The sequence below is a fragment of the Kitasatospora sp. NPDC004240 genome, from assembly GCF_053603215.1.
In genome coordinates this window covers 1-22,934 of sequence record NZ_JBSGFD010000027.1, presented here as the reverse complement: position 1 = coordinate 22,934, position 22,934 = coordinate 1, and the positions used below count along the sequence as shown (strand labels likewise).

The window sequence follows — 22,934 nt, the reverse complement described above, 5'->3', positions numbered from 1 at the left end:
CGCCACGCTAGCGGGCGGCACCGACAGGCTGTCCGGATTTTCCGTGCCGGCCGGGAGCCCCTGCGGTGCCGGCCGGGGCCGGGGCACCTGCGGGGGCGGTGTTGGCCGGGGCCGGGTCGCCGGCGGTGGTGCGGCCGCCGCCCGCCGTGATCCGCCCGTCGCCGGCCGTCTTCAGGTGCCGGCGGCCGGCGAGGGCGATCAGCAGGGCGAGCCAGGCGGCGCCGGCGGGGAGCCAGTAGCCGGTGCCGGGCGCGGCGTGCTCGGCGACGGCCCCGCCGAGGGCGGCGCCCACCGAGAGGCCGACCAGGATGCCGGACACCGCGACGGCCATGCCCTCGTTCAACTGCCGCTGCGGCAGCAGCTCCTGGACCAGCGTCATCCCGGTGACCATGGTCGGCGCGGTGCCGAGACCGGCCGTGAACAGCACCACGCCGAGGACGGCGACCCCGGCCCCGCTCAGTCCGACCGCGAGCGGCAGGAGCAGCAGCCCGGCCATCGCCCCGACCCCCAGCAGGAAGCGGGTGCCCGGGGCCCGGCGCGGTCGCAGCAGTCCGAAGAGCAGCCCGGCCGCGCAGGAGCCGCCCGCGACCAGCGCCAGCAGCCCGCCCGCCGCCGGGCGGTGGCCCAGCGCGTCGGCGTACGCGAGGGTGGTGACCTCCAGCGAGCCGAACAGCAGCCCGGTGGCCAGGAAGGCGGCCGTCAGCACCCGCAGTCCGGGCACCCGCAGAGGCGAGCCGTGGCGGACGGCCGCCGCCGCCGGGGCGAGCGGGGGTTCGGTACGGCGCTGGGCGGCGAACAGCAGCGTGCCGAGGGTGCCGAAGGTGCCGGCGGCGATCAGCCCGGCCTCGGGGGCCAGCGTGGTGCAGAGCACCATCGCCAGCACCGGGCCGGCCATGAAGCACAGCTCGTCCAGCGCCTGCTCCAGGGAGTTGGCGAGGTGTCGGGCGGCCGGGTCGTCCCTCAGGAGGTGCGCCCAGCGGGCCCGGGCCATGCCGCCGAGGTTCGGTGTGCCGGCGCAGGCCGCCCAGCAGAGGTGGAGCGCCCAGTCGGGCGCGCCGGTCCGGACGCAGACCAGCAGGCCGGTGAGCGGTACGGCGTTGTAGAGCACGGCCGGTACGGTGACCCGGGCCTGCCCGTACCGGTCGACCAGGCGGCCGATCAGCGGCATGCCGATCGCGCCGGTGACCAGCCCGGCGGCGGCGACCGTGCCGGCCAGCGCGTAGGAGCCGCGCCGGTCGGAGATCAGCACCACCAGTGCGACGCCGGACATCGACAGCGCGATCCGGGCGAGCAGTCCGGCGAGCGTGAAGGCGGCGGCGCCGGGCACGGTGAACAGCCGGCGGTACGAGGCGGGCATGGGACTCCGGTTCCGTGATCGAAGGGGGATGTCACCAGCCTGGCCGGACGCTCCGCCTCCGGTCCAACACCTGTTTCGCCGTACTGACAACAGCCTGTTGTTAATCTTCGTCCATGCCCCGTGACCTGCACCCCCGTCTGCTGCGCGGTTTCGTCGCCGTCGCCGACACCCTGCACTTCGGCCGCGCCGCCGAACGCCTGCACATCGCCCAGCAGGCGCTCAGCCGCGACATCCGCTCGCTGGAGGTCACGTTCGGCGAGGCGCTGTTCGTCCGGACCACCCGCAGCGTCGAGCTCACCCCGGCCGGCACCCGGCTGCTCCCCGGCGCGCGCCAACTGCTGGCCCTGCACGACGAGCTCCTCGGCAGCGCCGGCCACCGCCCGCTGCTGCTGGACGTCAACAGCGACGTCACCGGCCCCGACCTGACCACCGGCCGGCTGCTCGAACGGGCCCGCGCCGGCTGGCCGGAGGGCGACATCCTGGCCCGCTTCCTCGGCGGCCTCTCGGCGGCGGCCGGTGAACTCCTCGCCCACCGGGTCGACGCCTCGCTGGGCCGCTTCGCCGGACTGGAGGCCTCCGTCCGCGCCCGGCTCGTCCAGGTGCCGGTGCGGCTGGAACAGGTCGCGGTGATGATGGCGGCCACCCATCCGCTGGCCGGGCGCCCGGTCCTGCGGCTCGCCGAGCTGGCCGGCCACCCCGTCGACGTCTGCGCGGGCAACCCGGCGACCACCGAGTGGGCCGACCTCGGCCTGCGGCTGCTGCGCGAGCACGGGCTCACCCCGGCCGCGCCGTACGTGCCGCCGATCGGGGTGGACGAGACCGCGCGCTACCTCGCCCGGCACGGCGACCCGATGCTGACCAGCACCGGCGGCCCGGCGATCCCCGGCGCGGTGACCGTGCCGCTGGTCGACCCGGTGCCGCTCAGCCTGGTCAGCCTGGTCCACCGCCCGGGCATGCGGCACCCGGGGCTGACCGCGCTGCGTACGGCGGCCGCCGAACTCGGCGCGGAGGAGCGCTGGTTGAGCCGTCCGACGGGCAGCTGGCTGCCGGCGGAGGACGCGGCGCTGCTGGGCGGGTGAGCCGGGGAGGCGGGCCCGGACCGCCGGGCGGGTGAACCGGGGGAGGGCGGGCCGGACGCGGAATCGCCGGCGGGCGGGCGGTGTTGGGGACGGGTACGGCTCCGCCCCTGCCGCTCGGGGGTCGGCAGGGGAGGAGGTCCGGGGGCACGGCAGGGCCGTGCCGGGTGCTCGGCCGGGTCAGGCCGCCTTGACGGCGGAGATGTCGAAGCTGAGCTTGACCTTCTCGCCGATCAGCACGCCGCCGGTCTCCAGTGCGGCGTTGTAGGTCAGGCCCCAGTCGGTGCGGTCGAGGACGGCCGTGCCCTCGAAGCCGACCCGCTCGGCGCCGTACGCGTCGGTGGCGCTGCCGGTGTAGTCCAGGTCGAGGACGATCGGGCGGGTGGTGTCCTTGATCGTCAGCTCGCCGGACATCCGGTACGAGTCCTCGCGCAGCCGCTCGGCGGAGGTGGAGCGGAAGCGGATCTCCGGGTAGGTCTCGGCGGCGAAGAAGTCGCCGGTGCGCAGGTGGGCGTCGCGCTGGGTCTGGTTGGTGTCGATGCTCGCCACCTTGATCACCAGCTCGGCGGTGGAGTTGGCCGGCGTGGTGCCGTCCAGGAACAGCTTGCCGTCGTACTCGGTGAAGCGGCCCTTGACGTTGGTGACCATCGCGTGGCGGACCGAGAAGCCGACCTCGCTGTGGGTGGTGTCGATGGCCCAGTCGCCGGTGAGGTGGGCCAGGTCGGGGCCGGCGGGGGTCGCGGTGGCGGTGTCGACGGTGGCGGCGGTGGCGGTCTTGGTGCGGTTGAAGATGCCCATGGCTCCTCCTCGGGTCCGAAGCCGGTTGTTTAGGCTTCAACTTGTTGGCTCCACTGTAGACCCGTTTCGTTCAAAGTTCAACCATGGCGGGTGGGTGTCTCCCGGGAGCCCCCGGAAACCGCCCGTTCGGAGGGGCGCCGCCGCCCCGGCCGCTTCGGCCGGCGAACCGTTTCGTCGGAGGCGGTGGATACGCTGCAGGAGCCCGAACCCCGCTCGCCCCGACCAGCTCCGCCCCGGACCGGGAGGCCCGCCCATGTACGCCCTGCACGCGCTCTGGCGCGCCGACGGGCGGCTGGCGCTCTGGGCGGAGGACGGCACCCGGGAGCTCCCGGACGGCGCCCCGCGCGTCGACCGCCCCGCCCCGCACGCCGACCGCCCCGCCCCGCGCGCCCACCCGTACGCCTGCCCGGCCGAGCGGGTGGCGGCCCTGCTGGCCGGTATCGGTCCGGGCCTCGGCTGGCTGGCCGGCCGGGCGCCCGAGCGCTGGGCCACCCTGTCGCTGCCCACCGTCGCCGGGCTGCCCGCCCCCTCGCCCGACCTCCCGCTCACCGCGCCGCGCGCCGCCGCGACCCTGGTGCCCTGGCGGGTGCCGGCCCTGCTCTTCGATCCGGCCGAGGCGGCCCAGCTGCTCGGCGAGGTGTTCGACCCGCACTGGGCCGTGACCGGGGCCGACCTGCCCGGCACCGGGCGGGTCGACGTCGCGTACGGCTCCTCGCTGCGCTGGCTCACCGCCGTCCACGACCTCGCCTGGCGGCTGGTCGGCCGGGGGCGGCTGCTGCCGGTGGCGGTGGTCGAGGACGGCGGACCGTGCGCCCGGTGGCGGCCCGACCCCGGGCCGTCCGAACGCCGCGAGGCCGCCGCCCTCGCCACCGGCTGCCCGCCGGTCCTGCTGGGGGAGCGGCTCCCCGACCGGCCCGCCGCCCGCCGTACCGGCGAGGACCTGATCGAGGCCGCCCTCGCCGCCCTGGTCGACGCCGAGGCCCGGACCGCCCTCGCCGACGCGCCGCCGCTGCTCCGGCCCGCCACCGCCCACCCGGCCGTCCCCGAACGCTGGCTCGCCGCCCTCACCACCCCGGACGCCCGGCTGGCCGCCGGGCGGGAATCCGGTGCGCAGGATGCCGTAGCACCGGACGCCGTCGCACAGGACGCCGCTGCACCGGACGCCGCAGCACAGGAAGTCGACGGGTCCGACTTCTCGCGCACGGCACTCGCCGGGGCGGGGGAGGCCGAGGTGTCCGAGGAGGCGCGCGCCTTCGCCGCGTTCCGACGGCGGCTCGCCGACTGGTACGCCGCGGCGGCGCCGGCCTCGCCCTGGGTGCGGCTCTGCTTCCGGCTGGTCGAGCCGCTGGGGCCCGACCCGGACGACCCGGTGGGGCAGCCCTCGGATGACCACTGGCAGCTCGAACTCCTCCTTCAGGCCGTGGACGAGCTCTCACTGCTCGTCCGCGCCGCCGACCTGCACGCCGGAGGCCCCGCCCTCGCGGCGCTCGCCCGCACGGCGACCGGGGCCGGAGGCAGAGGCGGAGAGGAAGCCGCGGACGGTGGCGGTGCCTCCGCCGACGACCCCGCGGCCGTCCTCGACGTGCTCGCCACCGAGATCTCCCGCGCCGCCCACCGGTTCCCGGCGCTGGACGGACTGCGCCGCCGCCCCCGCCCCGCCGTCCTCCCGCTCGACCGCGCCGGGGCCCTGGAGTTCCTGCGCGACGCGGCCCCCGCCCTCGCCGAGGACGGCTTCGGCGTCCTCCTGCCCGCCTGGTGGCGCCGCCGCCCCCGGCTCGGGCTCGCCCTGCACGTCGCCTCCGGCCAGCCCGCCCCCGGCACCCTGGCGATCACCAGCCAGGTGGACCGCGACGCCGTGGTGGACTTCCGCTGGCAGGCGGCCCTGGGCGAGGACGGCGACCCGCTCACCGAGGAGGAGCTGGCCGACCTGGCCGCCGCCAAGCAGGGGCTGGTGCGGATCCGAGGCCGGTGGCTGGAGGCCGACCCGGCGCAGATCGCCGCCGCCCTCGCCTTCCTCGCCCACCACCGGGACGGCGTCCTGTCCACCGCCGAGGTGCTGCGACTGGCCGTCGACCCCGGCGCCACCGTCGCCGGCCTGCCGGTCACCGCCGTTCGCGCGGACGGGCCGCTCGGCGACCTGCTGGCCGGCCGCGCCGCCGCCGCACCCGCCCGCGACCGCCTCCCCGCGGACTTCGGCACCACGCTGCGCCCGTACCAGGAGCGGGGGCTGGCCTGGCTGCGGACGCTCGCCGCGCTCGGGCTCGGCGGGGTGCTGGCCGACGACATGGGGCTCGGCAAGACGGTGCAGACCCTCGCCCTGCTCGCCGTCGAGCGGGCCGAGCACGCCCCCGGGCCCAACCTGCTGGTCTGCCCGATGTCCCTGGTCGGCAACTGGCAGCGGGAGGCCGAGCGCTTCGCCCCCGGGCTGCGGCTGTACGTCCACCACGGCGCCGGCCGGGTCGACGCGGACCGGCTGCGCGGGCTGGCGGGCACGGTGGACCTGGTCATCACCACCTACGGCCTGGTCCAGCGCGATCTGGCGGCGCTGCGCGGGATCCGCTGGCGGCGGGTGATCGCCGACGAGGCGCAGCAGGTCAAGAACCTCGGCACCGCGCAGTCCCGGGCGATCCGCGCGCTGCCGGTCACCGTCCACCGGATCGCCCTGACCGGCACCCCGGTGGAGAACCGGCTCGCCGAGCTGCACTCCGTCCTGGACTTCGCCAACCCGGGCCTGTTCGGCTCGGCGGAGCGGTTCAAGGAGCGGTACGCGATCCCGGTGGAGCTGCACCGCAGCGCCGAGCTGACCGCCGAACTCCAGCGCCGCACGGGCCCGTTCGTGCTGCGCCGGCTGAAGTCCGACCCGCTGGTGGCGGCCGAGCTGCCCGCCAAGCAGGAGATGACCGTCTGGTGCAACCTGACCGCCGAACAGGCCGGCCTCTACCAGGCGGTGGTCGCGGACCTGCTGCGGCGGGTGGGGGGCGTCAAGGGCGTGGAGCGTCGCGGCACGGTGCTGGCGGCGATCGGCAAGCTCAAGCAGGTCTGCAACCATCCCGCCCAACTGCTGCACGACGGTTCGGCGTTGGGGGAACGGTCGGGCAAGGTGGCGCGGCTGGAGGAGATCCTCGCGGAGGCGCTCGCGGAGGGCGACCGGGCCCTGGTGTTCACCCAGTACGCGGAGTTCGGCGCGATGCTGCGGCCGCACCTGGCCCGGCGGCTGGGCGAGGAGGTGCTCTTCCTGCACGGCGGGATGTCCCGGGCGCGCCGCGAGGAGCTCGTCGCGCGCTTCCAGTCCCCGGACGGGCCGCGGGTGTTCCTGCTCTCGCTGCGGGCCGGCGGGACCGGCCTCAACCTGACCGCCGCCAACCAGGTGATCCACCTCGACCGCTGGTGGAACCCGGCCGTCGAGGAGCAGGCCACCGACCGGGCGTTCCGGATCGGCCAGCGCCGGGACGTCCAGGTCCGGCGGCTGGTCTGCGTCGGCACGGTGGAGGAGCGGATCGCCGAACTGCTCGACGCGAAACGGGCGCTGGCCGAGGCGGTGGTGGGCGAGGGGGAGCACTGGTTCACCGACCTGCCCGCCGAGGCGCTGCGCGAGCTGGTCACCCTGGCACAGGACGCGGTGGCGGAGGAGGAGGCACGATGAGCGGCGGTGCGCAGGACCCGGCCGGGGGGACCGGCGGGAGCGCCGACCCGGTCACGGTGGCGGACTACTGGCGCGGCGACTTCACCCTGCGTGGTGGCGACGGCGGCGGTTACGTCGGTGACGGTGACGATGACAGTGACGGCGGTGGCGGCGGTGCCGGGCCCGAGGAGTCGTCCCTGCGGCGCCTCGGCCCGTCCGGGATCACCGTCCGGGGCCGCGACCTGGCCGTCCTGCTCGCACCCGCGTACGACGCCTTCCGCGATTGAGCCCCCACACCTGCCCGCCCGCCCCGACCGGCGGCCCCGACCTCCGGGTTGACCCTCGACCTGGTCGAGGCACCAGAGTCACCGGACATGGAGAACGACCTGCGCAGCATCGGTGAACTCGCCCGCGACAGCGGACTCGGCGTCAGCGCCCTGAGGTTCTACGACGGCGCCGGTGTGCTCGCCCCCGCCTGGGTCGACCCGCAGACCGGCTACCGCTGGTACGGGCCGCGGCAGCTCGCCGACGCCCGGCTGCTCTGCCGCCTGCGCCGGGTCGGGCTGCCGCTCGCCGGCATCCGGGAGGTGCTCGGCGCGGCCCCCGGCTCCGGGACGGCCCAGCGGGTGATCGACACGCACCTGCGCCGGCTGGAGGACGGGCTGACCGACGCCCGCAGGGAGATCTCCTTCATCCGAGCACTCATCGACCAGAGGGAGAACCCAATGGGCACCACCCCGAACGAACTGCGCCTCACCGTCCCGGCCCGGGAGCTGGCCGCCGCCCTGGACGCGGTCCGCTTCGCCGTCTCGGACGACGCCGAGCGCCCGGTGCTGGCCGGCGTGCTGTTCGACCTGGACCGGGAGGGGGAGGGTGGCGCCGCGGTGCTGCGCCTGGTCGCCACCGACCGCTACCGGATGGCGCTGGCCGAACTGCCGGTCGGTGCCGGGACCGCCGACTCGGGGACCGCCGGCGCCGGGGCGGGTGGCGGTGCGCCGTTCGGCGGGGCCGTCGTCCCGACCCCGCTCGTCGACGGCATCCGGGCACTGCTCGGCGCGGGCGCCGAGGAGGCGGCGGTGACCCTCGCCGGCGGACTGGTCCGGGTGGAGACCGGCGGCCACCGGATCGAGGGCGCCACCGTGGACCAGGACTACCCCGACTACCGCGCCCTGGTCCGGCTGGAACCGCTCCACCGGGTGGGCCTGCCGGCCGCCGACCTCCGCCGGGCGGTGGAGTCCGGGGCCACCCGCACCCTGCCGTCCGGGCCGCACGGGGCCGAGGCCGAGATCACCGTGCTGTCCGTGACCCCGGAGGGCGCGCTCCTCGTGGCCGCGGAGGACGTGCCGGCGGACACCCTGCAGGTCGCGGTCAACCGGGACTTCCTGCTGGAGGCCGTCCAGGCCGGCCCGGACGCCGGGACCGGCGCCACCGGCCAGCTGGTCCTCGAACTCGGCGGCCCGATCGCCCCCCTCGCCATCCGCTCCGCCGACCGGGCGGGCAGCTTCTCGATCCTCATGCCGGTCCGCCTCCCCGCCTGATCCGCTCCCCGAGCCGTTCCCGGAGCCGCCCCTGACCCGGCCTGCCCGATCCGACTCGCCCGATCCGGCCCGGATCCGATCCACCTGACTCGACCCGCCTGATCCGATCCACCTGATCGGTCGGGCCCGGGCCGCACCCCATTCGCCCGGGCCCGACCGTGATTGCTCCCGCTAGCACCCTGCTTGCAATTGCAAGCAGGGTGTTGCAGTCTGGTGGCATGGCCTCACTGAACGTCGGCTCGCTGGGCGAGTACATCCGCGAGCAGCGGCGCAACGCGCGGTACTCGTTGCGGCAGCTGGCGGAGGCCGCAGGCGTGTCCAATCCGTATCTCAGCCAGATCGAGCGAGGATTGCGCAAGCCGAGTGCGGAGATCCTGCAGCAGATCGCCAAGGCGCTGCGGATCTCGGCGGAGACGCTGTACGTCCAGGCCGGGATCCTGGAGGAGCGACGGGTCGAGGGCCCGGGTCTGCGGGCCGCGATCCTGGCCGATCCGCTGATCAACGAGCAGCAGAAGCACGCGCTGCTCGCGGTCTACGAGGCCTTCCTCAAGGAGAACGCGGCCAAGGGGACCACGACCGAGGGAGCGACCTCCGACGGCACCGCCGCCGCGGGGGGCTCCGCCGAGGGTGCCGCAGCCGGATCGCGGGACCGGGTGGACTCCGACCGCCCGTAGTCACCACCCGTAGTCACCACCCGCAGTCACCGCCCGCAGACATCCCCCGTGGACGCCATCCGCGGACCCGGACCAGAAACACCTAGCCACCGGGAGGACCGGTCATGCCGATCACCGACGAGATCAAGAAGACCCTGAGCGACCCGACCCCGTTCTACGCCCTCGCCGGCGCCGGGGACCTCGCCTACGCGAAGCTGCGCGAGGTGCCGGGCAAGGTCGAGGCCATGGCGGCCGACCGCAAGGGCACCCAGGAGAAGGCCGCGGCCAGGCTGCAGGAGGCGCAGACCAAGGTCGCGGACAGCGTGGCCACCCTGCCGGCCGACCTCAAGGTGCTGCAGGAGAAGGCGCAGACCTTCGCCCTTCAGCAGGTGGGCCGGGCCGTCGAGCTGGCCGTGAAGGCCAAGGAGGCGTACGACGAGCTGGCCGAGCGCGGCAAGGGCGTCGTGGAGCGCGGGCGCGCCGATGAGGGCCCGGACGCGTCGGCGCAGGACGTGCGGCCGGAGCTCGTCGCGGAGTAGGCGGTTCGGCGGCGGCCGTCCGGGGCACATCCGGTGGGCCCGGTACGTTGACACTTTCGCCGGTGGCCCGGCGTGCCAGGATGGCGGTCGGCCGCAGCCGACCGGAGTTGAGAAGCAGAGGAGATCGTGATGGGCGGAATGGGGCAGATCCTGAGCCTCCAGTACCTCAACCCGTTCTGGTGGCTGGCCGTCGCGATCCTGGGCTTCAAGGCGTACGCCTTCGTGGACGCCGCGGTGCGCCCGGAGGCCGCCTACCGGGCGGCGGACAAGAAGACCAAGCCGTTCTGGCTGATCGTCCTCGGGATCTCCTTCGGCCTCGACATGCTCTTCGGGGCGAACTTCCTCTACAGCTTCCTGACCCTGGCCGGCCTGGTCGCCTCGATCGTCTACATGGTGGACGTCAAGCCGGCGATCCAGCAGCTGACCGGCCGTGGCGGGAGCCGCGACGACCGGCGCAACATGGGTCCGTACGGCCCCTGGTGACGAACCGTCCGGCCGGGGGTTCCCGGCCCTCCGCCGCAGGGCTCCGGTGCGAACCGGAGCCCTCGGCCGTTCCCGGGCCCGGCCCGGCGCTGGCCGGTCCGGCGGCGACCGGACCGGCGGCGCTCCGTCCGGTCGTGGTCGGCCCGGCAGCGGTCAGCCCAGCAGCAGCTGGACCGGGTTGCGTTCGAGGAGCAGCACCGCGACGTCGTCCGTGAGCGCGCCGCCGTTCAGCTCCTCGACCTCGGCGATCGCGCTGTCCACCAGGCGGCCCCGGGTCAGCCCGGAGGACTGGTGGTCGCCGATCAGCTCGGCCAGTCCGTCCTGTCCGAGCCGGCGCGACCCGGCGCCGACCCGGCCCTCGATCAGCCCGTCGGTGTAGAGCAGCAGCCGCCAGCCGGGGTGGAGCTCGATCCGCCGGGCGGGCCAGGCGGCCTGGCAGTCGTCGCAGGGGATCAGGCCCAGGGCCGGACCGGCCAGGTCGGCCGGCAGGAGGGCGGGCCGGTGGCCGGGGCCGAGCAGCAGCGGGGCCGGGTGCCCGGCGAGGTAGAGCCGGGCGTACTCGACGCCGTCCGGATCCTCCCCGGCCGCACCGTCCCCGGCCGGACCGTCGCCGGCGGCGCCGTCGGCAGGGTGGTGCCCGCCGGTGGCGCCGGAGGGCTCGATGACCAGCATGCAGAGGGTCGCGAAGATCTCGTCGCTGCGCCGCTCGTGCTCCAGGACGTGCTGGAGGGTGGTCAGCAGTGCCTCGCCGGTGAGGCCCGCGAAGACCAGGGTCCGCCACGCTATCCGGAGGGCCACCCCGAGGGCGGCCTCGTCGGGACCGTGGCCGCAGACGTCGCCGATGACCACGTGCACGGCGCCGTCGTCGGTGCGGACGGCGTCGTAGAAGTCGCCGCCGAGCAGGGCCCGCCGTCGGCCGGGACGGTAGCGCCGGGTGAAGGAGAGGTCGGCGCCGTCGAGCAGCGGGGTCGGCAGCAGGTGGCGCTGGAGGCGGGCGTTCTCCTGGCCGCGCAGTTCGGCCTCGACCAGGCGGCGCTGCGACTCGTCGGCCCGCTTGCGCTCCACGGCGTACCGCAGGGCACGGGCGAGCAGCGGGCCGTCCGTCTCGTTCTTGATCAGGAAGTCCTGGGCGCCGGCGGCCACCGCGGCGGCGCCCAGCTCGGCGCCGCCCGCGTCGGTGAGCACCACCACCGCCGTGTGCGGGGCCCGGCGCAGCAGCTCGTGCAGCCCCTCCAGGCCGTCGGAGGGGTCGGACGGGTGCGGCAGGTCGGCGGGTGCGGCCAGGTCGAGCAGCACGCAGCTGAAGTCGCCGCCGCGCGGGCGGCTGCGCCTGTTCCACGCGGGCACGGGGGCGAGCAGCTCGCCGGCCTGCTCCAGGCCGCGGGCCCAGTGGATCTCGATCGAGGTGCCGCTGTCGGCCACCGCGTCCCTGATCAGCTGGACGTCCGAGGCGTCGTCCTCGATCACCAGCAGCTTGAGCGGGGCGGGGGCGGGGCCGGTGGAGAGACCGGCGGTCGCCCGGCCGTCGGCGACGGCGTCGATGCCGGGCAGCGTCGGGGCGGTCGCGATCGGGTTGCCGGGACCGGCCCCGGAACGCCCGAGGTCGGACCGGGGGTGAGGTATCGGGGGAGCCGCCGCGACGAGGCCGCTCGGGCGTTCCGCCGGACCGGACCGGTTCCGGGCACGGCCTACGGGGGCGCCGCCCTCGGCGCCCGGCAGGTCCGCGGCACCTGGTGCCCGCCCGTCTCCCGTTGCGGGCATCGGATGGTCCTCCCTTTCCCCGACTGCGTAACGGCCGGAGTCCGTGCGCAGTGCCCGCCTGGCACCGCGTGTCGGGGAACTTCTCGCGACCATAACGTGATCTCCGGGGATTTCTCTGGCCGACCGGCACCGTTGTGGCTATTGCCACGCCGGTGGCGGCGTGGTGGACGGGTATGCGCGACCTGTGCGGCCCGCGGAGGGCGGGCCCGGGAAAGGGGGTTGATCATGGTGGTGCGCATCACCCTGGTCGAGGGTGACATCACACAGCAGCAGGTGGACGTGGTGGTGAACGCGGCCAACAGTTCGCTGCTGGGCGGCGGCGGGGTGGACGGCGCGATCCACCGCAGGGGCGGACCGGAGATCCTGGCCGAGTGCCGCAGGCTGCGGGCCTCGCACTACGGCAAGGGGCTGCCGACCGGCAGGGCGGTCGCGACGACGGCCGGGCGGCTGCCGGCCCGCTGGGTGGTGCACACGGTGGGGCCGGTCTATCTGGCGGAGGAGTACGAGGACAGGGCGGGACTGCTGGCCTCCTGCTACCGCGAGTCGCTCCGGGTGGCGACGGAGCTCGGCGCGGCGACGGTGGCCTTCCCGGCCGTGTCGGCCGGGGTGTACGGCTGGCCGCTGGACGACGCGGCCAGGATCGCGCTCGGCACCGTGGCGCAGACGGTGCGGAGCGGGGGGACGGGGCTGGACGAGGTGCGGTTCGTGTTGTTCGGGTCGGAGGCGTACGGGGTGTTCGAGCGGGTGTACCGGGAGCTGGAGGAGGGCTGGTAGCGGGGCCGGTGGGGCCGGTGGGCGAGGAGGGGCCCGGGCGGTGGGTGGTGACACCGGTCGGGTGCCCCCATCGTGGCGTGACGAGGCGTCAACACGCCAGAGGTATTCGATAACTCGTTCGAGTGAAATCCCGCGATCGCTCGCGTTCGTGCCCGATCGGAGCGGTCCCGGGAGCCAGCCCCGGCGCACCGGCCCCGTGCCCGGCCCCGCGCGCCCGCTACGGGGCCAGCGCCGTCCAGGGCAGTGTGACCTCGCCGTGCCGCCACCGCCCCCGGGCGTCCACCAGCGGCCAGCTGCCCGCCAGCGCCGTGCAGGCGGCCACCCAGCGCTGCCGCGCGCCGAACGCCCCGTACGGCGCGGCGGCGGCCCAGGCCCGGTCGAAGTCGGTCAGGAAGGCGTGCACCGGGCGGCCCGGCACGTTGTGGTGGATGAGCGCCTTCGGCAGCCGTTCGGCCAGGTCGGACGGCTGTCCGAGGCCGCCGAGCCGGGCCGCGAAGGTGACCGTCCGCGGGCCCTCCGGGCCGAGCGCCACCCAGACGTGCCGCCGGCCGATCTCGTCGCAGGTGCCCTCGACCAGCAGCCCGTCCGGCGCCAGCCGTCCGCACAGCCGCGCCCACACCCCGGCCACCGCCGCCTCGTCGTACTGCCGCAGCACGTTGGCGGCCCGGATCAGCTGGGCCGGCGCGCCGCCGTCGAGCGGGACCTCGAAGCCGCCGCGCCGGAAGGTGAGCAGCGGCGGCACCGCGTACGGCAGGGCGGCCGCGACCCGCTCGGGCTCGATCTCGATCCCGACCACCCGGACGTCCGGCCGTACGGCGCGCAGCCGCCCGGACAGCTCGACCGCCGTCCAGGGCGCCGCGCCGTAGCCGAGGTCGACGGCCACCGGCGGCCGGTCGGCCGAACGCAGCGCGGGGCCCAGCGCGTGGGCGATCCAGCGGTCCATCCGGCGCAGCCGGTTGGTGTTGGTGGTGCCCCGGGTCACCGTGCCCACCGGGCGGCCGGCGGGGGAGCGGTCGGGGCGGCCGCGGGCAGGCGGGGCTGCGGGATCGGAGGTGGCGGCCATGCCGAGAAGGGTACGCGGCGGCCCGCCGCGGCCCGTGCCCGCCCGAGCCGGTCCACGGCCCCGTCACGGCCGCGCCACCGCCCCCGCACGCTGTGTGCCAGCTCATGTGCCCGGGCGGGAATGCCGACCGGTGTGCGGGTGGTTGGGACACTGGTGGTGGCACGGGCCGGGACGGGGCCCACGCCGGCGTGCCGGGGCAGCGGGGCGCGGGCGGTGGGGGCGGCACGCGGTCACCGCGGGCAGCGCCGGCGCCGGAAGGGGCCGGCGTCCCGGCAGTTCGAGCGGCAGTACGAGCAGTACAGAGGAGGCTTCAGCCAGGTGATCCAGCACCCCGTCCGTTCGGTTCGCCGTGCCCAGTCGGCTTCGCCCGCGCCGGTCCGCGGCAGGCTCCAGGCGCTCGTCTCCGGCCGTGCCCGCCGGCCGCGCCGGATCGCGATGCTCAGCGTCCACACCTCCCCGCTGCACCAGCCCGGCACCGGTGACGCGGGCGGCATGAACGTCTACATCGTGGAGCTGGCCAAGCGCCTGGCCGAGCTCGACATCGAGGTCGAGGTGTTCACCCGGGCGATCTGCTCCGACGACGCGCCCACGGTCGAGCTGGCTCCCGGGGTGCTGGTGCGGCACGTGACCGCCGGCCCCTTCGAGGGCCTGGTGAAGGAGGACCTGCCGGCCCAGCTGTGCGCCTTCACCCACGCCGTGCTGCGCACCGAGGCGGGTCACCGGCCCGGCCACTACGACCTGGTGCACTCGCACTACTGGCTCTCCGGCCAGGTCGGCTGGCTGGCCGCGCAGCGCTGGGGGGTGCCGCTGGTGCACACCATGCACACCATGGCGAAGGTCAAGAACGCCGCGCTGGCCGAGGGCGACACCCCCGAGCCGGCCGCCCGCGTGATCGGCGAGACCCAGGTGGTCGAGGCCGCGGACCGGCTGATCGCCAACACCTCCGAGGAGGCCGCCGAGCTCGCGCTGCACTACTCGGCCCGCCCCGACCAGCTGGCCGTCGTCCACCCCGGCGTCAACCTGGACGTCTTCCGGCCGGGCGGCCCCCGGGCCCGCCGCGACGCCCGGGCCCGGCTGGGACTGCCGCAGGACGCCGCCGTACTGCTCTTCGCCGGCCGAATACAGCCGCTGAAGGCCCCGGACGTGCTGCTGCGCGCGGTCGCCGTGCTGCTGGAGCGCCGGCCGTGGCTGCGCGAGAAGCTGGTCGTCCCGGTCGTCGGCGGCCCCTCCGGCACCGGGCTGGCCAAGCCGGAGAGCCTGCACAAGCTCGCCGCCCAGCTGGGCATCGGCGATGTGGTCCGCTTCCACCCGCCGGTCGGCCAGGAGCTGCTCGCCGAGTGGTACCGCGCCGCGACCGCCCTGGTGATGCCCTCGTACAGCGAGTCCTTCGGCCTGGTGGCACTGGAGGCGCAGGCCTGCGGCACCCCGGTGGTGGCGGCCGCGGTCGGCGGCCTGCCGGTGGCGGTCGAGGACGGCGTCACGGGCACGCTGGTGCACGGCCACGACCCGCAGGCCTGGGCCCGGGCGCTGCGCCCGTACGCGGACCTGGACGCCGCTCCGGGCCTGGCCGCCCGGCAGGGCGAGGCGGCGGCGCGGCACGCGGCCCGCTTCGGCTGGGACACCGCCGCGGCGACCACGGCCGAGGTGTACGGCGGAAGCCTGGCCCGTCCGGCGGGCCGGCTCTCGGGCTCGCGCCTGCTGCTGGCCTGAGCCGGGCCCGGCGCGCCGACGACGCGGACCGTCCGGGCGGCCGCTGCTGCGCGCCCCCGGTACCGCCGAGTAACGTCACCCCCATGGCAATCCGCACCAAGGACGAGGCCCTGACCCTCCTGCGCGCCGCCCTGGACGAGGCCGGGGTGGCCTGGGAGCCGGCCACCACCGATCCGTACACGCTGGTCGCGACGCTCCCGGGCACCCGCAAGCTCAGCACGACCTGTGCGCTGCGGGTGGGCGATCACACCCTCTCGGTGAACGCCTTCGTGATCCGCCGTCCGGACGAGAACCACGAGGCCGTCTACCGCTGGCTGCTGGAGCGCAACACCCGGCTGTACGGCGTCGCCTACGCGATCGACGCGCTCGGCGACGTCTACCTGGCCGGCCGGCTGCCGCTGGAGGCGCTGACCCCGGACGCGGTCGACCGGCTGCTCGGGACGGTGCTGGACAACGCCGACGAGCCGTTCAACACGCTGCTGGAGCTGGGCTTCGCCTCGGCGATCCGGCGGGAGTGGGAGTGGCGGACCAAGCGCGGGGAGTCCACCCGCAACCTGGCCGCCTTCGCCCACCTCGCCGGCCCCACCGCGCAGTAGCGCCCGGCGCCGGCGCTCAGGACACCTCGGCGGGCCGCTTCCGGAGCTCACCGGAGGCGCCCGCCGCGGCCGGGGCCGGTACCTCGCCCTCCGTCGCGCCGGCCTCCTCGGTGTCCGCCGTGCGAGCCCCCGCCGCCCCGGCCCCCGGCTCCGGCGTGCGCGCCCCGTCCCCCGTCCGCCGCCCCAGCAGCAGGAACCCGAACGCGGCCACCGTGCCGAGGACCGCGCAGGCGCCCCAGGTGACCCCGCTGCCCGCGCGCTCCAGCAGCAGCCCGCCCGCCGCCGGCGCGATGACCGAGGCGAGCGACCAGGAGAGCGAGTAGACGCCCTGGTAGCGCCCGCGGGCGTGGGTCGGCGACAGCTCCGAGACCAGGCTCATCATGGTCGGCGCGTTGAGGATCTCGCCGACCGTCCAGATCACGATGGTGAGCGCGTAGAACCAGGCGGACGACCCGGCGAGCGCGGTCAGCCCGAAGCCCCACCCCATGAACAGCGCGCTGGCGACCAGCAGGCCCGAGCGGCTGCGGCCGTCCATCCACCGGGTCAGCGGGATCTGCAGCACCACGATCAGCAGTCCGTTGAGGCCGATCAGCACCCCGTACTGGCCGGGCGAGATACCGTGCCGGCCCATGTCGACGGCGAGCGTGGTGCTGCCCTGCTGGGCGACCAGGGCGAGCAGCAGGGTGAGCCAGACCAGGGCCATGAAGCGGGTGTCGCGGAAGACCGTCGCCAGCCCGACCTCGGGCTCCCTCCGCTCGGCCCGGGCGGCCGGGACCTCGGGCCTGGTCTCGGGGATCCGGACGAAGACCACCACGGCGCAGATCAGCGTGGAGAGCGCGTCCAGCAGGAACAGCAGCAGGTAGCCGTGCGCGGCGACCAGACCGGCGGCGGCCGCCGAGACGCCGAAGCCGATGTTGATCGCCCAGTAGTTCAGCGAGTACGCGCGGACCCGGTCGGCCTCGGGCACGAGGTCCGCGATGATCGCCGAGGTGGCCGGCCGGGAGGCGTTGCCGCAGAAGCCGACCAGGAAGGCCACCACGGCGATCGCGACCTGGCCGTCGGTGAACCCGAGCACCGCCGTGAACACCGCGGTGCCCACCTGGGCGACGAGCAGGGTAGGCCGGCGCCCGATCCGGTCGGTCAGCACCCCGCCGACGATCGCCGCGATCGCCGAGCCCAGTCCGAAGAGGGCCGCGACCAGTCCCGCGTAGGACGGCGGGTAGCCCCGCTCGGTGCTGAGGTAGAGCGACAGGAAGGTGACCACGAACCCGCCCAGCCGGTTGACCAGGGTGGACATCCAGAGCCACCAGAACTGCGGGGGCAGTCCGCCCATCGTCTCCCGCACCGCTCTGAGCATCCGGTCGAGGGCTGTCGGGGCGGGTGCGATCGGCATGTCGGGGCTCCCGTGGCGGCAGGTGTCCGCTGAGCGGTGCTGGTGGATCCGCCCAGCTTTCAGGTAAGAGGCGCAAGTGCGCGCCACACATTACCGATGCCGATAGGTGCAGGCCAGGGGTTTTCCGGGCTCCATTAAGCTGGGGGCCATGGCTGACACGACGTACCGACTCATCCTGCTCCGCCACGGCGAGAGCCAGTGGAACCAGAAGAACCTGTTCACCGGTTGGGTCGACGTCGACCTCAACGAGAAGGGCGAGAAGGAGGCCGCGCGTGGCGGCGAGCTCCTCGCCGCCGAGGGCCTCTTCCCCGATGTGGTGCACACCTCGCTGCTGCGCCGCGCGATCCGCACCTCGCAGATCGCCCTGGACAAGGCCGACCGCCACTGGATCCCGGTCAGCCGCAGCTGGCGCCTCAACGAGCGCCACTACGGCGCCCTGCAGGGCAAGGACAAGGCCCAGACCCTCGCCGAGTTCGGCGAGGACCAGTTCCAGCTGTGGCGCCGCTCGTACGACACCCCGCCGCCCGTGCTCGCCGACGACGCCGAGTACTCGCAGGCCGGTGACGCCCGCTACGCCGACATCCCGAGCGAGCTGCGTCCGCGCACCGAGTGCCTCAAGGACGTCGTCGAGCGGATGCTCCCGTACTGGTACGACGCCATCGTCCCGGACCTCGCCGCCGGCAAGACCGTGCTGGTCACCGCCCACGGCAACAGCCTGCGCGCGCTGGTCAAGCACCTCGACGGCATCTCCGACGAGGACATCGCCGGCCTGAACATCCCGACCGGCATCCCGCTGGTGTACGAGCTGGACGCCGACTTCAAGCCCGTCGCCAAGGGCGGCCGCTACCTCGACGCGGAGGCCGCCGCGGCCGCCATCGAGGCGGTCAAGAACCAGGGCAAGAAGTAAGCCCGAGCACGGAACGGCCCCCCACCCGCGCGTACGGCGCCGGGTGGGGGGCCGTCGTCGTCCCCGGGCCGTCCCCGGGCCGTCGCGCCTTCACCTGTGATCGCCAACTAGCCCTCCTGGCAACGGTGTTGGCGCGTCGCAAAAGTGGTTCAGACCATTGACGGCCCGGGTGCGGGCTCCTACCGTGTGAGCACCGACCTGGCGCAGGCATGCCAGAGATCCTTCGCGGCCGCCGCTCCCCCACGCGTGCGCGTCCTGCGTCCGGCGCACTCTCCATCCACCCCCACGGAGGAGCACCATGCGCAAACGTCACATCATCGGCGCGGCCCTGGTCGCGATCGTCGTACCCGTCACGCTGGCCCTGCCGGCGCTGTCCCACGGCTACATCACCACGCCGCCCAGCCGGGCCGCGCTGTGCGGGGCCGGGGTCGTCACGAACTGCGGCGACATCCGGTGGGAGCCGCAGAGCGTCGAGGGGCCGAAGGGCTTCCCGACCAGAGGGCCGGCCGACGGCACCATCTGCGCCGGCGGGAACTCCCGCTTCGCCCAGCTGGACGACCCGCGCGGCGGCGCCTGGCCGACCAACAAGGTGACGGCCGGGCAGTCGCAGACCTTCACCTGGAAGTTCACCGCGCGGCACTCGACCACGAACTTCCGCTACTACCTGACCAAGCCGGGCTACGACGCCACCCAGAAGGTCACCCGCGCCAACCTGGAGCTGGCGCCGTTCCTGACCGTCCCCTACCGCGGCCAGCCGCCGAGCACGCTCAGCCACGCCGCGACCATGCCCACCGGGCGCACCGGGCACCACGTGGTGGTCGCGGTCTGGGAGATCGCGGACACCGCCAACGCCTTCTACTCCTGCATCGACGTGCAGTTCTAGAAGACGGGAGCCCCGGACCGGACGCCGCCGTACCCGGGGATGACCGGGGAGCCGGTGACCCCGGACACGGCGGAACCCGGGGTGCCCGGCCGTCTCCCACGGCGGTCGGGCACCCCGGAGTCCGCTCCGGTGACCGTGATCCGCGCCCGCGCGTCAGTGCCCGCAGCAGCCGCCGCTCGCGCCGCCGCACTGGCAGGGCGAGCCGGACTGGCAGCCGCAGCCGCAGCCCGGGCCGCAGCCGCAGCCGGCCGCGAGGACGGGCAGCGAGCGGGGGGCGGGCGGCTCGACGGTGTCGTGTGCCGGTGCCGGTCGGGTCGGGGTTGCCTTCATCGCGCTGGACCCTCCTCGTGACGGGCACACCTCGGTGCCCACGGCTTCGAGTGAAGCCGCCGATCGGAGGGAGCGTCAACGGGCGCGCAGTGGTGGGGCGCCCGGTCCGACGTGCGCCCGTACCACTCCTGCCGGAGGTTTACTCACCCCCCGGGGTGAGCCTCACTCGCCCCCGGCGGGCTCCGCCGTCGCGATGAAGTCGTCCACGTGCTCACCGGTCACCAGGTACACCACGCGCTTGGCGACCGAGACCGCGTGGTCCGCGAACCGCTCGTAGTAGCGGCCGACCAGGGTGACGTCCACGGCCGTCTCGATGCCGTGCTGCCAGCGCTCGTCGATCAGGTGGGCGAACAGCTCGCGGTGCAGCGCGTCGATCCGGTCGTCGTCCTGCTCCAGCTCCAGCGCCTTGTCGACGTCCTTGGTGGCGATCACCAGTCCGGCCTTGGCGACCAGCCGCTGGGCGAGCTGGCCCATCTCCAGGACGGTCGGGTGCAGGTCGCGTGGTACCGCCGTTCCGGGGTAGCGCAGCCGTGCCACCTTGGCCACGTGCCGGGCCAGGTCGCCGCAGCGCTCCAGGTCGGCGCTCATCCGCAGCGAGGTGACCACGATCCGCAGGTCGGTGGCGACCGGCTGCTGGCGGGCCAGCAGGTCGATGGCCCGGTTCTCCAGGTCGTGGTGCAGTTCGTTGATCTTCTCGTCGGCGGCGATCACGCTCTCCGCCAGTTCCAGGTCCGCGTCGAGCAGCGCCGTGGTGGCCCGGCCCAGGGCGGATCCGACCAGCCGGGTCATCTCGACCAGGCTGTCGCCGATCGAGTCGAGTTCCTCGTGGTACGCGTCGCGCATGCTCTCTCCTCAGTAGCTGTGTCGGTGGCGGTGCCGACCGGTCATCCGGTACGACCGCCGATCCGGCGTCCGGGTGACCGCTGCTGGTGGCGCGAATGGTACGCGCGCACCGGGGACGCCGGACGGAAGTTCGGCCGGACGGCCCTCCCACACGGGCTGCATGGACAACCCTGGGCCGTCCGGGCGACCACGCACGACCCGAGCGGTGAACCAGCAGCCACGTGAAGGTGAATTCTCGGCAACGCCCGGTCGATCCCTTGATCGGACCCTTGGGGAGGGCCCGCACCGTGCGCTTAGGCTGGCGGTATGGACGTGAACGTGGCCGCCGCCGCTGCCTGCGCCATAGCCGGGCTCGGCGTCGGCCTCACGGCCTCCATCGCGTTCCGCTGGAGCGAGCGCGAACAGGCCCGGGGCAGGTACAGCGGCACCGGCGGCAGAGCAAACGGCAGGCACCACGGGCCGAGCACCGGCTCCCACGAGCCGCCGCTCCCGCCGGGCGTCGACACCGTGCTCTCGGTGCTGCGCTCCTGCGCGATCGTGCTCGGCGAGGGCGACGAGGTGGTCAAGGCCAGCTCGGCCGCCTACGCGATGGGCCTGGTGCGCGGCGGCGCGATGGCCGTCGACCAGATGCTGGCGCTGGCCCGTGCCACCCGCCGGGACGGCGAGATCCGCCAGGTGGAGCTGGAGGTGCCCCGCCCCGGCGCGGCGCGCGCCGCCGAGCCGCTGGCGGTGTCGGTCCGGGTCGCCCCGCTGGGCTCCCGGCTGGTGCTGGTCCTGGTCGAGGACCAGACCGAGCGCCGCCGGGTGGAGGCGGTCCGCCGCGACTTCGTGGCCAACGTCAGTCACGAGCTCAAGACCCCGGTCGGCGCGCTCTCCCTGCTCTCCGAGGCGGTCGCGGACGCGGCCGACGACCCGGAGGCCGTCCAGCGCTTCGCCGGCCGGATGCAGATCGAGGCGACCCGGCTGGCCAGCCTGGTCCAGGAGATCATCGACCTCTCCAGGGTCCAGGACGACCGGCTGATGGTCGACCCGGAGCCGGTCGCGGTGGACGAGCTGATCGCCGAGGCGATCGACCGCTGCCGCCAGCAGGCCGCCGCCAAGCAGATCCTCATCGCGGCCGGCGGCATCGCCGGCCTCTACCTGCACGGCAACCGCGGCCAGCTGGCCGCCGCGCTCGGCAACCTGGTCGAGAACGCGGTCAACTACAGCCCGCCGCGCACCCGGGTCGCCATCGCGACCCGCCGGATATCCAGCGCGGCCGCGCTCGGCGAGGCGGACGGCGAGCTGATCGAGATCTCGGTGACCGACCAGGGCATAGGCATCTCGGAGAAGGACCGCGAACGCGTCTTCGAACGCTTCTACCGGGTGGACCCCGCGCGCTCGCGGGCCACCGGCGGAACCGGCCTCGGCCTCTCCATCGTCAAGCACGTGGCCGCCTCGCACCGCGGCACCGTCTCGGTGTGGAGCGTCGAGGGCCAGGGCTCCACCTTCACCCTGCGGCTGCCCGCGGGCCAGGCCCCCGCCGAGGCGGCGCCCCCCGCGGAGCGCCCCGAGCCGGCCGGGCCCGCCGGCCCCCAGACCCTCACGGCCCGTACGGGCGGCGCGGACGAGCAGCCCGCCGCCGACCGCACGGACCGGGCGCTCCCCGCAAGGGAGTCGCAGCAACCCCTGTCAGACCCAACCCCCAAGCTTGCCCCGGAGGCCCGATCGTGACCCGCGTACTGGTGGTCGAGGACGAGGAGTCGTTCAGCGACGCCCTCTCGTACATGCTCCGCAAGGAGGGCTTCGAGGTGGCGATCGCGGCCACCGGCCCCGACGCCCTGGAGCAGTTCGAACGCAACGGCGCCGACCTCGTCCTGCTCGACCTGATGCTGCCGGGCCTGCCCGGCACCGAGGTCTGCCGCCAGCTCCGGGTGCGCTCCAACGTCCCGGTGATCATGGTCACCGCCAAGGACAGCGAGATCGACAAGGTGGTCGGCCTGGAGATAGGCGCGGACGACTACGTCACCAAGCCCTACTCCACCCGCGAGCTGGTCGCCCGGATCCGCGCGGTGCTGCGCCGGCGCGGCGAGGACGGCGGCAACGGGACGGACGGCGGCGGCCCCGGCGCGCTGGAGGCCGGCCCGGTGCGGATGGACGTCGACCGCCACGTGGTGACGGTGGACGGCGCCAAGGTCGACCTGCCGCTCAAGGAGTTCGACCTGCTGGAGATGCTGCTGCGCAACGCCGGCCGGGTGCTCACCCGGATGCAGCTGATCGACCGGGTCTGGGGCGCGGACTACGTCGGCGACACCAAGACCCTGGACGTCCACGTCAAGCGCCTGCGGGCGAAGATCGAGCCGGACCCGGGCGCCCCGCGCTACCTGGTGACGGTCCGCGGCCTGGGCTACAAGTTCGAGCCGTAGACCGCCCGGCCGTGCGGCCGGGCGCCCACCGCGCCCGGCCCGCCCGGCGCCGACGGTCACGGCAAACGCGAAGGGCCCGCTCCGGTACGTACCGGAGCGGGCCCTTCGCGTCGGATCAGTGGCCCGCGGTGGAGGCGGACGCCGAGGCGGCACCGGACGGGGTGGCCGCACCGGAGGCGGTCGCCGCGCCCGACGGGGTGGCC

The 22,934-nt window shown here is 75.0% G+C and carries 21 protein-coding genes; 14 read left to right on the top strand and 7 right to left on the bottom strand.

Annotation, left to right across the window (positions count from 1 at the left end; genetic code table 11):
• Window positions 1-7: 7 nt before the first annotated feature.
• Window positions 8-1,357, bottom strand: coding sequence for an MFS transporter (locus ACWEQL_RS10130; RefSeq protein ID WP_452149739.1), 1,350 nt, complete (start codon window positions 1,355-1,357; stop codon window positions 8-10).
• Between the two features lie 113 nt (window positions 1,358-1,470).
• On the opposite strand from ACWEQL_RS10130, the gene ACWEQL_RS10125 reads away from it, so the two are divergent.
• Window positions 1,471-2,436, top strand: a complete 966-nt coding sequence (locus tag ACWEQL_RS10125; RefSeq protein WP_452149738.1) for a LysR family transcriptional regulator — start codon at window positions 1,471-1,473, stop codon at window positions 2,434-2,436.
• A 177-nt stretch (window positions 2,437-2,613) separates the two neighbouring features.
• Here the strand turns inward: ACWEQL_RS10125 and ACWEQL_RS10120 are convergent, their stop codons facing one another.
• On the bottom strand, window positions 2,614-3,231 hold the full coding sequence (locus ACWEQL_RS10120) for a YceI family protein (RefSeq protein WP_452149737.1): 618 nt from the start codon (window positions 3,229-3,231) through the stop codon (window positions 2,614-2,616).
• A 253-nt stretch (window positions 3,232-3,484) separates the two neighbouring features.
• Here ACWEQL_RS10120 and ACWEQL_RS10115 point away from each other — a divergent pair, with 253 nt between their 5' ends.
• The 6 genes from ACWEQL_RS10115 (at window position 3,485) to ACWEQL_RS10090 (ending at window position 10,066) form a co-directional block, all read left to right on the top strand.
• A complete protein-coding gene (locus ACWEQL_RS10115; RefSeq protein WP_452149736.1) occupies window positions 3,485-6,874 on the top strand; it encodes a DEAD/DEAH box helicase in 3,390 nt (1,129 codons plus the stop codon).
• A complete protein-coding gene (locus tag ACWEQL_RS10110) occupies window positions 6,871-7,140 on the top strand; it encodes a hypothetical protein (protein WP_452149735.1) in 270 nt (89 codons plus the stop codon). Before ACWEQL_RS10115 ends, ACWEQL_RS10110 begins: the two co-directional genes overlap by 4 nt.
• An 87-nt stretch (window positions 7,141-7,227) precedes the next feature.
• Window positions 7,228-8,391, top strand: a complete 1,164-nt coding sequence (locus tag ACWEQL_RS10105) for a DNA polymerase III subunit beta family protein (protein ID WP_452149734.1) — start codon at window positions 7,228-7,230, stop codon at window positions 8,389-8,391.
• A 218-nt stretch (window positions 8,392-8,609) separates the two neighbouring features.
• The gene (locus ACWEQL_RS10100) at window positions 8,610-9,065 is read left to right on the top strand and encodes a helix-turn-helix domain-containing protein (protein ID WP_452149733.1); all 456 of its coding nucleotides are present in this window, start codon (window positions 8,610-8,612) and stop codon (window positions 9,063-9,065) included.
• Between the two features lie 104 nt (window positions 9,066-9,169).
• Complete coding sequence (locus tag ACWEQL_RS10095) at window positions 9,170-9,583, top strand: hypothetical protein (RefSeq protein ID WP_452149732.1); 414 nt, start codon at window positions 9,170-9,172, stop codon at window positions 9,581-9,583.
• A 129-nt stretch (window positions 9,584-9,712) separates the two neighbouring features.
• A complete protein-coding gene (locus ACWEQL_RS10090; RefSeq protein WP_452149731.1) occupies window positions 9,713-10,066 on the top strand; it encodes a DUF2516 family protein in 354 nt (117 codons plus the stop codon).
• 153 nt (window positions 10,067-10,219) lie between these two features.
• Here ACWEQL_RS10090 and ACWEQL_RS10085 read toward each other — a convergent pair whose 3' ends face one another.
• On the bottom strand, window positions 10,220-11,827 hold the full coding sequence (locus tag ACWEQL_RS10085) for a SpoIIE family protein phosphatase (protein ID WP_452149730.1): 1,608 nt from the start codon (window positions 11,825-11,827) through the stop codon (window positions 10,220-10,222).
• Window positions 11,828-12,055: 228 nt separating this feature from the next.
• Between ACWEQL_RS10085 and ACWEQL_RS10080 the strand changes: the two genes are divergently transcribed.
• Window positions 12,056-12,601 (top strand): O-acetyl-ADP-ribose deacetylase, encoded by a 546-nt coding sequence (locus ACWEQL_RS10080; protein WP_452149779.1) that lies wholly within the window; start codon window positions 12,056-12,058, stop codon window positions 12,599-12,601.
• Window positions 12,602-12,818: 217 nt separating this feature from the next.
• Here the strand turns inward: ACWEQL_RS10080 and ACWEQL_RS10075 are convergent, their stop codons facing one another.
• Entirely contained in the window at window positions 12,819-13,664 is an 846-nt protein-coding gene (locus ACWEQL_RS10075) for a class I SAM-dependent methyltransferase (protein WP_452149729.1), read from the bottom strand.
• 318 nt (window positions 13,665-13,982) lie between these two features.
• On the opposite strand from ACWEQL_RS10075, the gene mshA reads away from it, so the two are divergent.
• On the top strand, window positions 13,983-15,374 hold the full coding sequence (mshA, locus tag ACWEQL_RS10070) for a D-inositol-3-phosphate glycosyltransferase (protein WP_452149728.1): 1,392 nt from the start codon (window positions 13,983-13,985) through the stop codon (window positions 15,372-15,374).
• 83 nt (window positions 15,375-15,457) lie between these two features.
• The gene (locus ACWEQL_RS10065; RefSeq protein ID WP_452149727.1) at window positions 15,458-15,970 is read left to right on the top strand and encodes a YbjN domain-containing protein; all 513 of its coding nucleotides are present in this window, start codon (window positions 15,458-15,460) and stop codon (window positions 15,968-15,970) included.
• 16 nt (window positions 15,971-15,986) lie between these two features.
• Here the strand turns inward: ACWEQL_RS10065 and ACWEQL_RS10060 are convergent, their stop codons facing one another.
• On the bottom strand, window positions 15,987-17,363 hold the full coding sequence (locus ACWEQL_RS10060; protein ID WP_452149726.1) for an MDR family MFS transporter: 1,377 nt from the start codon (window positions 17,361-17,363) through the stop codon (window positions 15,987-15,989).
• Window positions 17,364-17,511: 148 nt separating this feature from the next.
• Here ACWEQL_RS10060 and ACWEQL_RS10055 point away from each other — a divergent pair, with 148 nt between their 5' ends.
• Together ACWEQL_RS10055 and ACWEQL_RS10050 are read left to right on the top strand one after the other, a co-directional pair.
• Window positions 17,512-18,270 (top strand): phosphoglyceromutase, encoded by a 759-nt coding sequence (locus tag ACWEQL_RS10055; protein ID WP_452149725.1) that lies wholly within the window; start codon window positions 17,512-17,514, stop codon window positions 18,268-18,270.
• Between the two features lie 298 nt (window positions 18,271-18,568).
• Window positions 18,569-19,153 carry a lytic polysaccharide monooxygenase auxiliary activity family 9 protein gene (locus ACWEQL_RS10050; RefSeq protein ID WP_452149724.1) on the top strand — a complete coding sequence of 195 codons (585 nt, stop codon included), beginning with the start codon at window positions 18,569-18,571 and terminating at the stop codon, window positions 19,151-19,153.
• Window positions 19,154-19,306: 153 nt separating this feature from the next.
• Here ACWEQL_RS10050 and ACWEQL_RS10045 read toward each other — a convergent pair whose 3' ends face one another.
• Together ACWEQL_RS10045 and phoU are read right to left on the bottom strand one after the other, a co-directional pair.
• Window positions 19,307-19,483 carry a hypothetical protein gene (locus tag ACWEQL_RS10045; RefSeq protein WP_452149723.1) on the bottom strand — a complete coding sequence of 59 codons (177 nt, stop codon included), beginning with the start codon at window positions 19,481-19,483 and terminating at the stop codon, window positions 19,307-19,309.
• Between the two features lie 162 nt (window positions 19,484-19,645).
• Window positions 19,646-20,326: a phosphate signaling complex protein PhoU gene (gene phoU / locus ACWEQL_RS10040; RefSeq protein ID WP_452149722.1), complete on the bottom strand. Its 681-nt coding sequence runs from the start codon at window positions 20,324-20,326 to the stop codon at window positions 19,646-19,648.
• Window positions 20,327-20,632: 306 nt separating this feature from the next.
• Here phoU and ACWEQL_RS10035 point away from each other — a divergent pair, with 306 nt between their 5' ends.
• Together ACWEQL_RS10035 and ACWEQL_RS10030 are read left to right on the top strand one after the other, a co-directional pair.
• Entirely contained in the window at window positions 20,633-22,039 is a 1,407-nt protein-coding gene (locus tag ACWEQL_RS10035) for a sensor histidine kinase (RefSeq protein WP_452149721.1), read from the top strand.
• Window positions 22,036-22,731 carry a response regulator gene (locus tag ACWEQL_RS10030; protein WP_452149720.1) on the top strand — a complete coding sequence of 232 codons (696 nt, stop codon included), beginning with the start codon at window positions 22,036-22,038 and terminating at the stop codon, window positions 22,729-22,731. Before ACWEQL_RS10035 ends, ACWEQL_RS10030 begins: the two co-directional genes overlap by 4 nt.
• Window positions 22,732-22,934 lie beyond the last annotated feature (203 nt).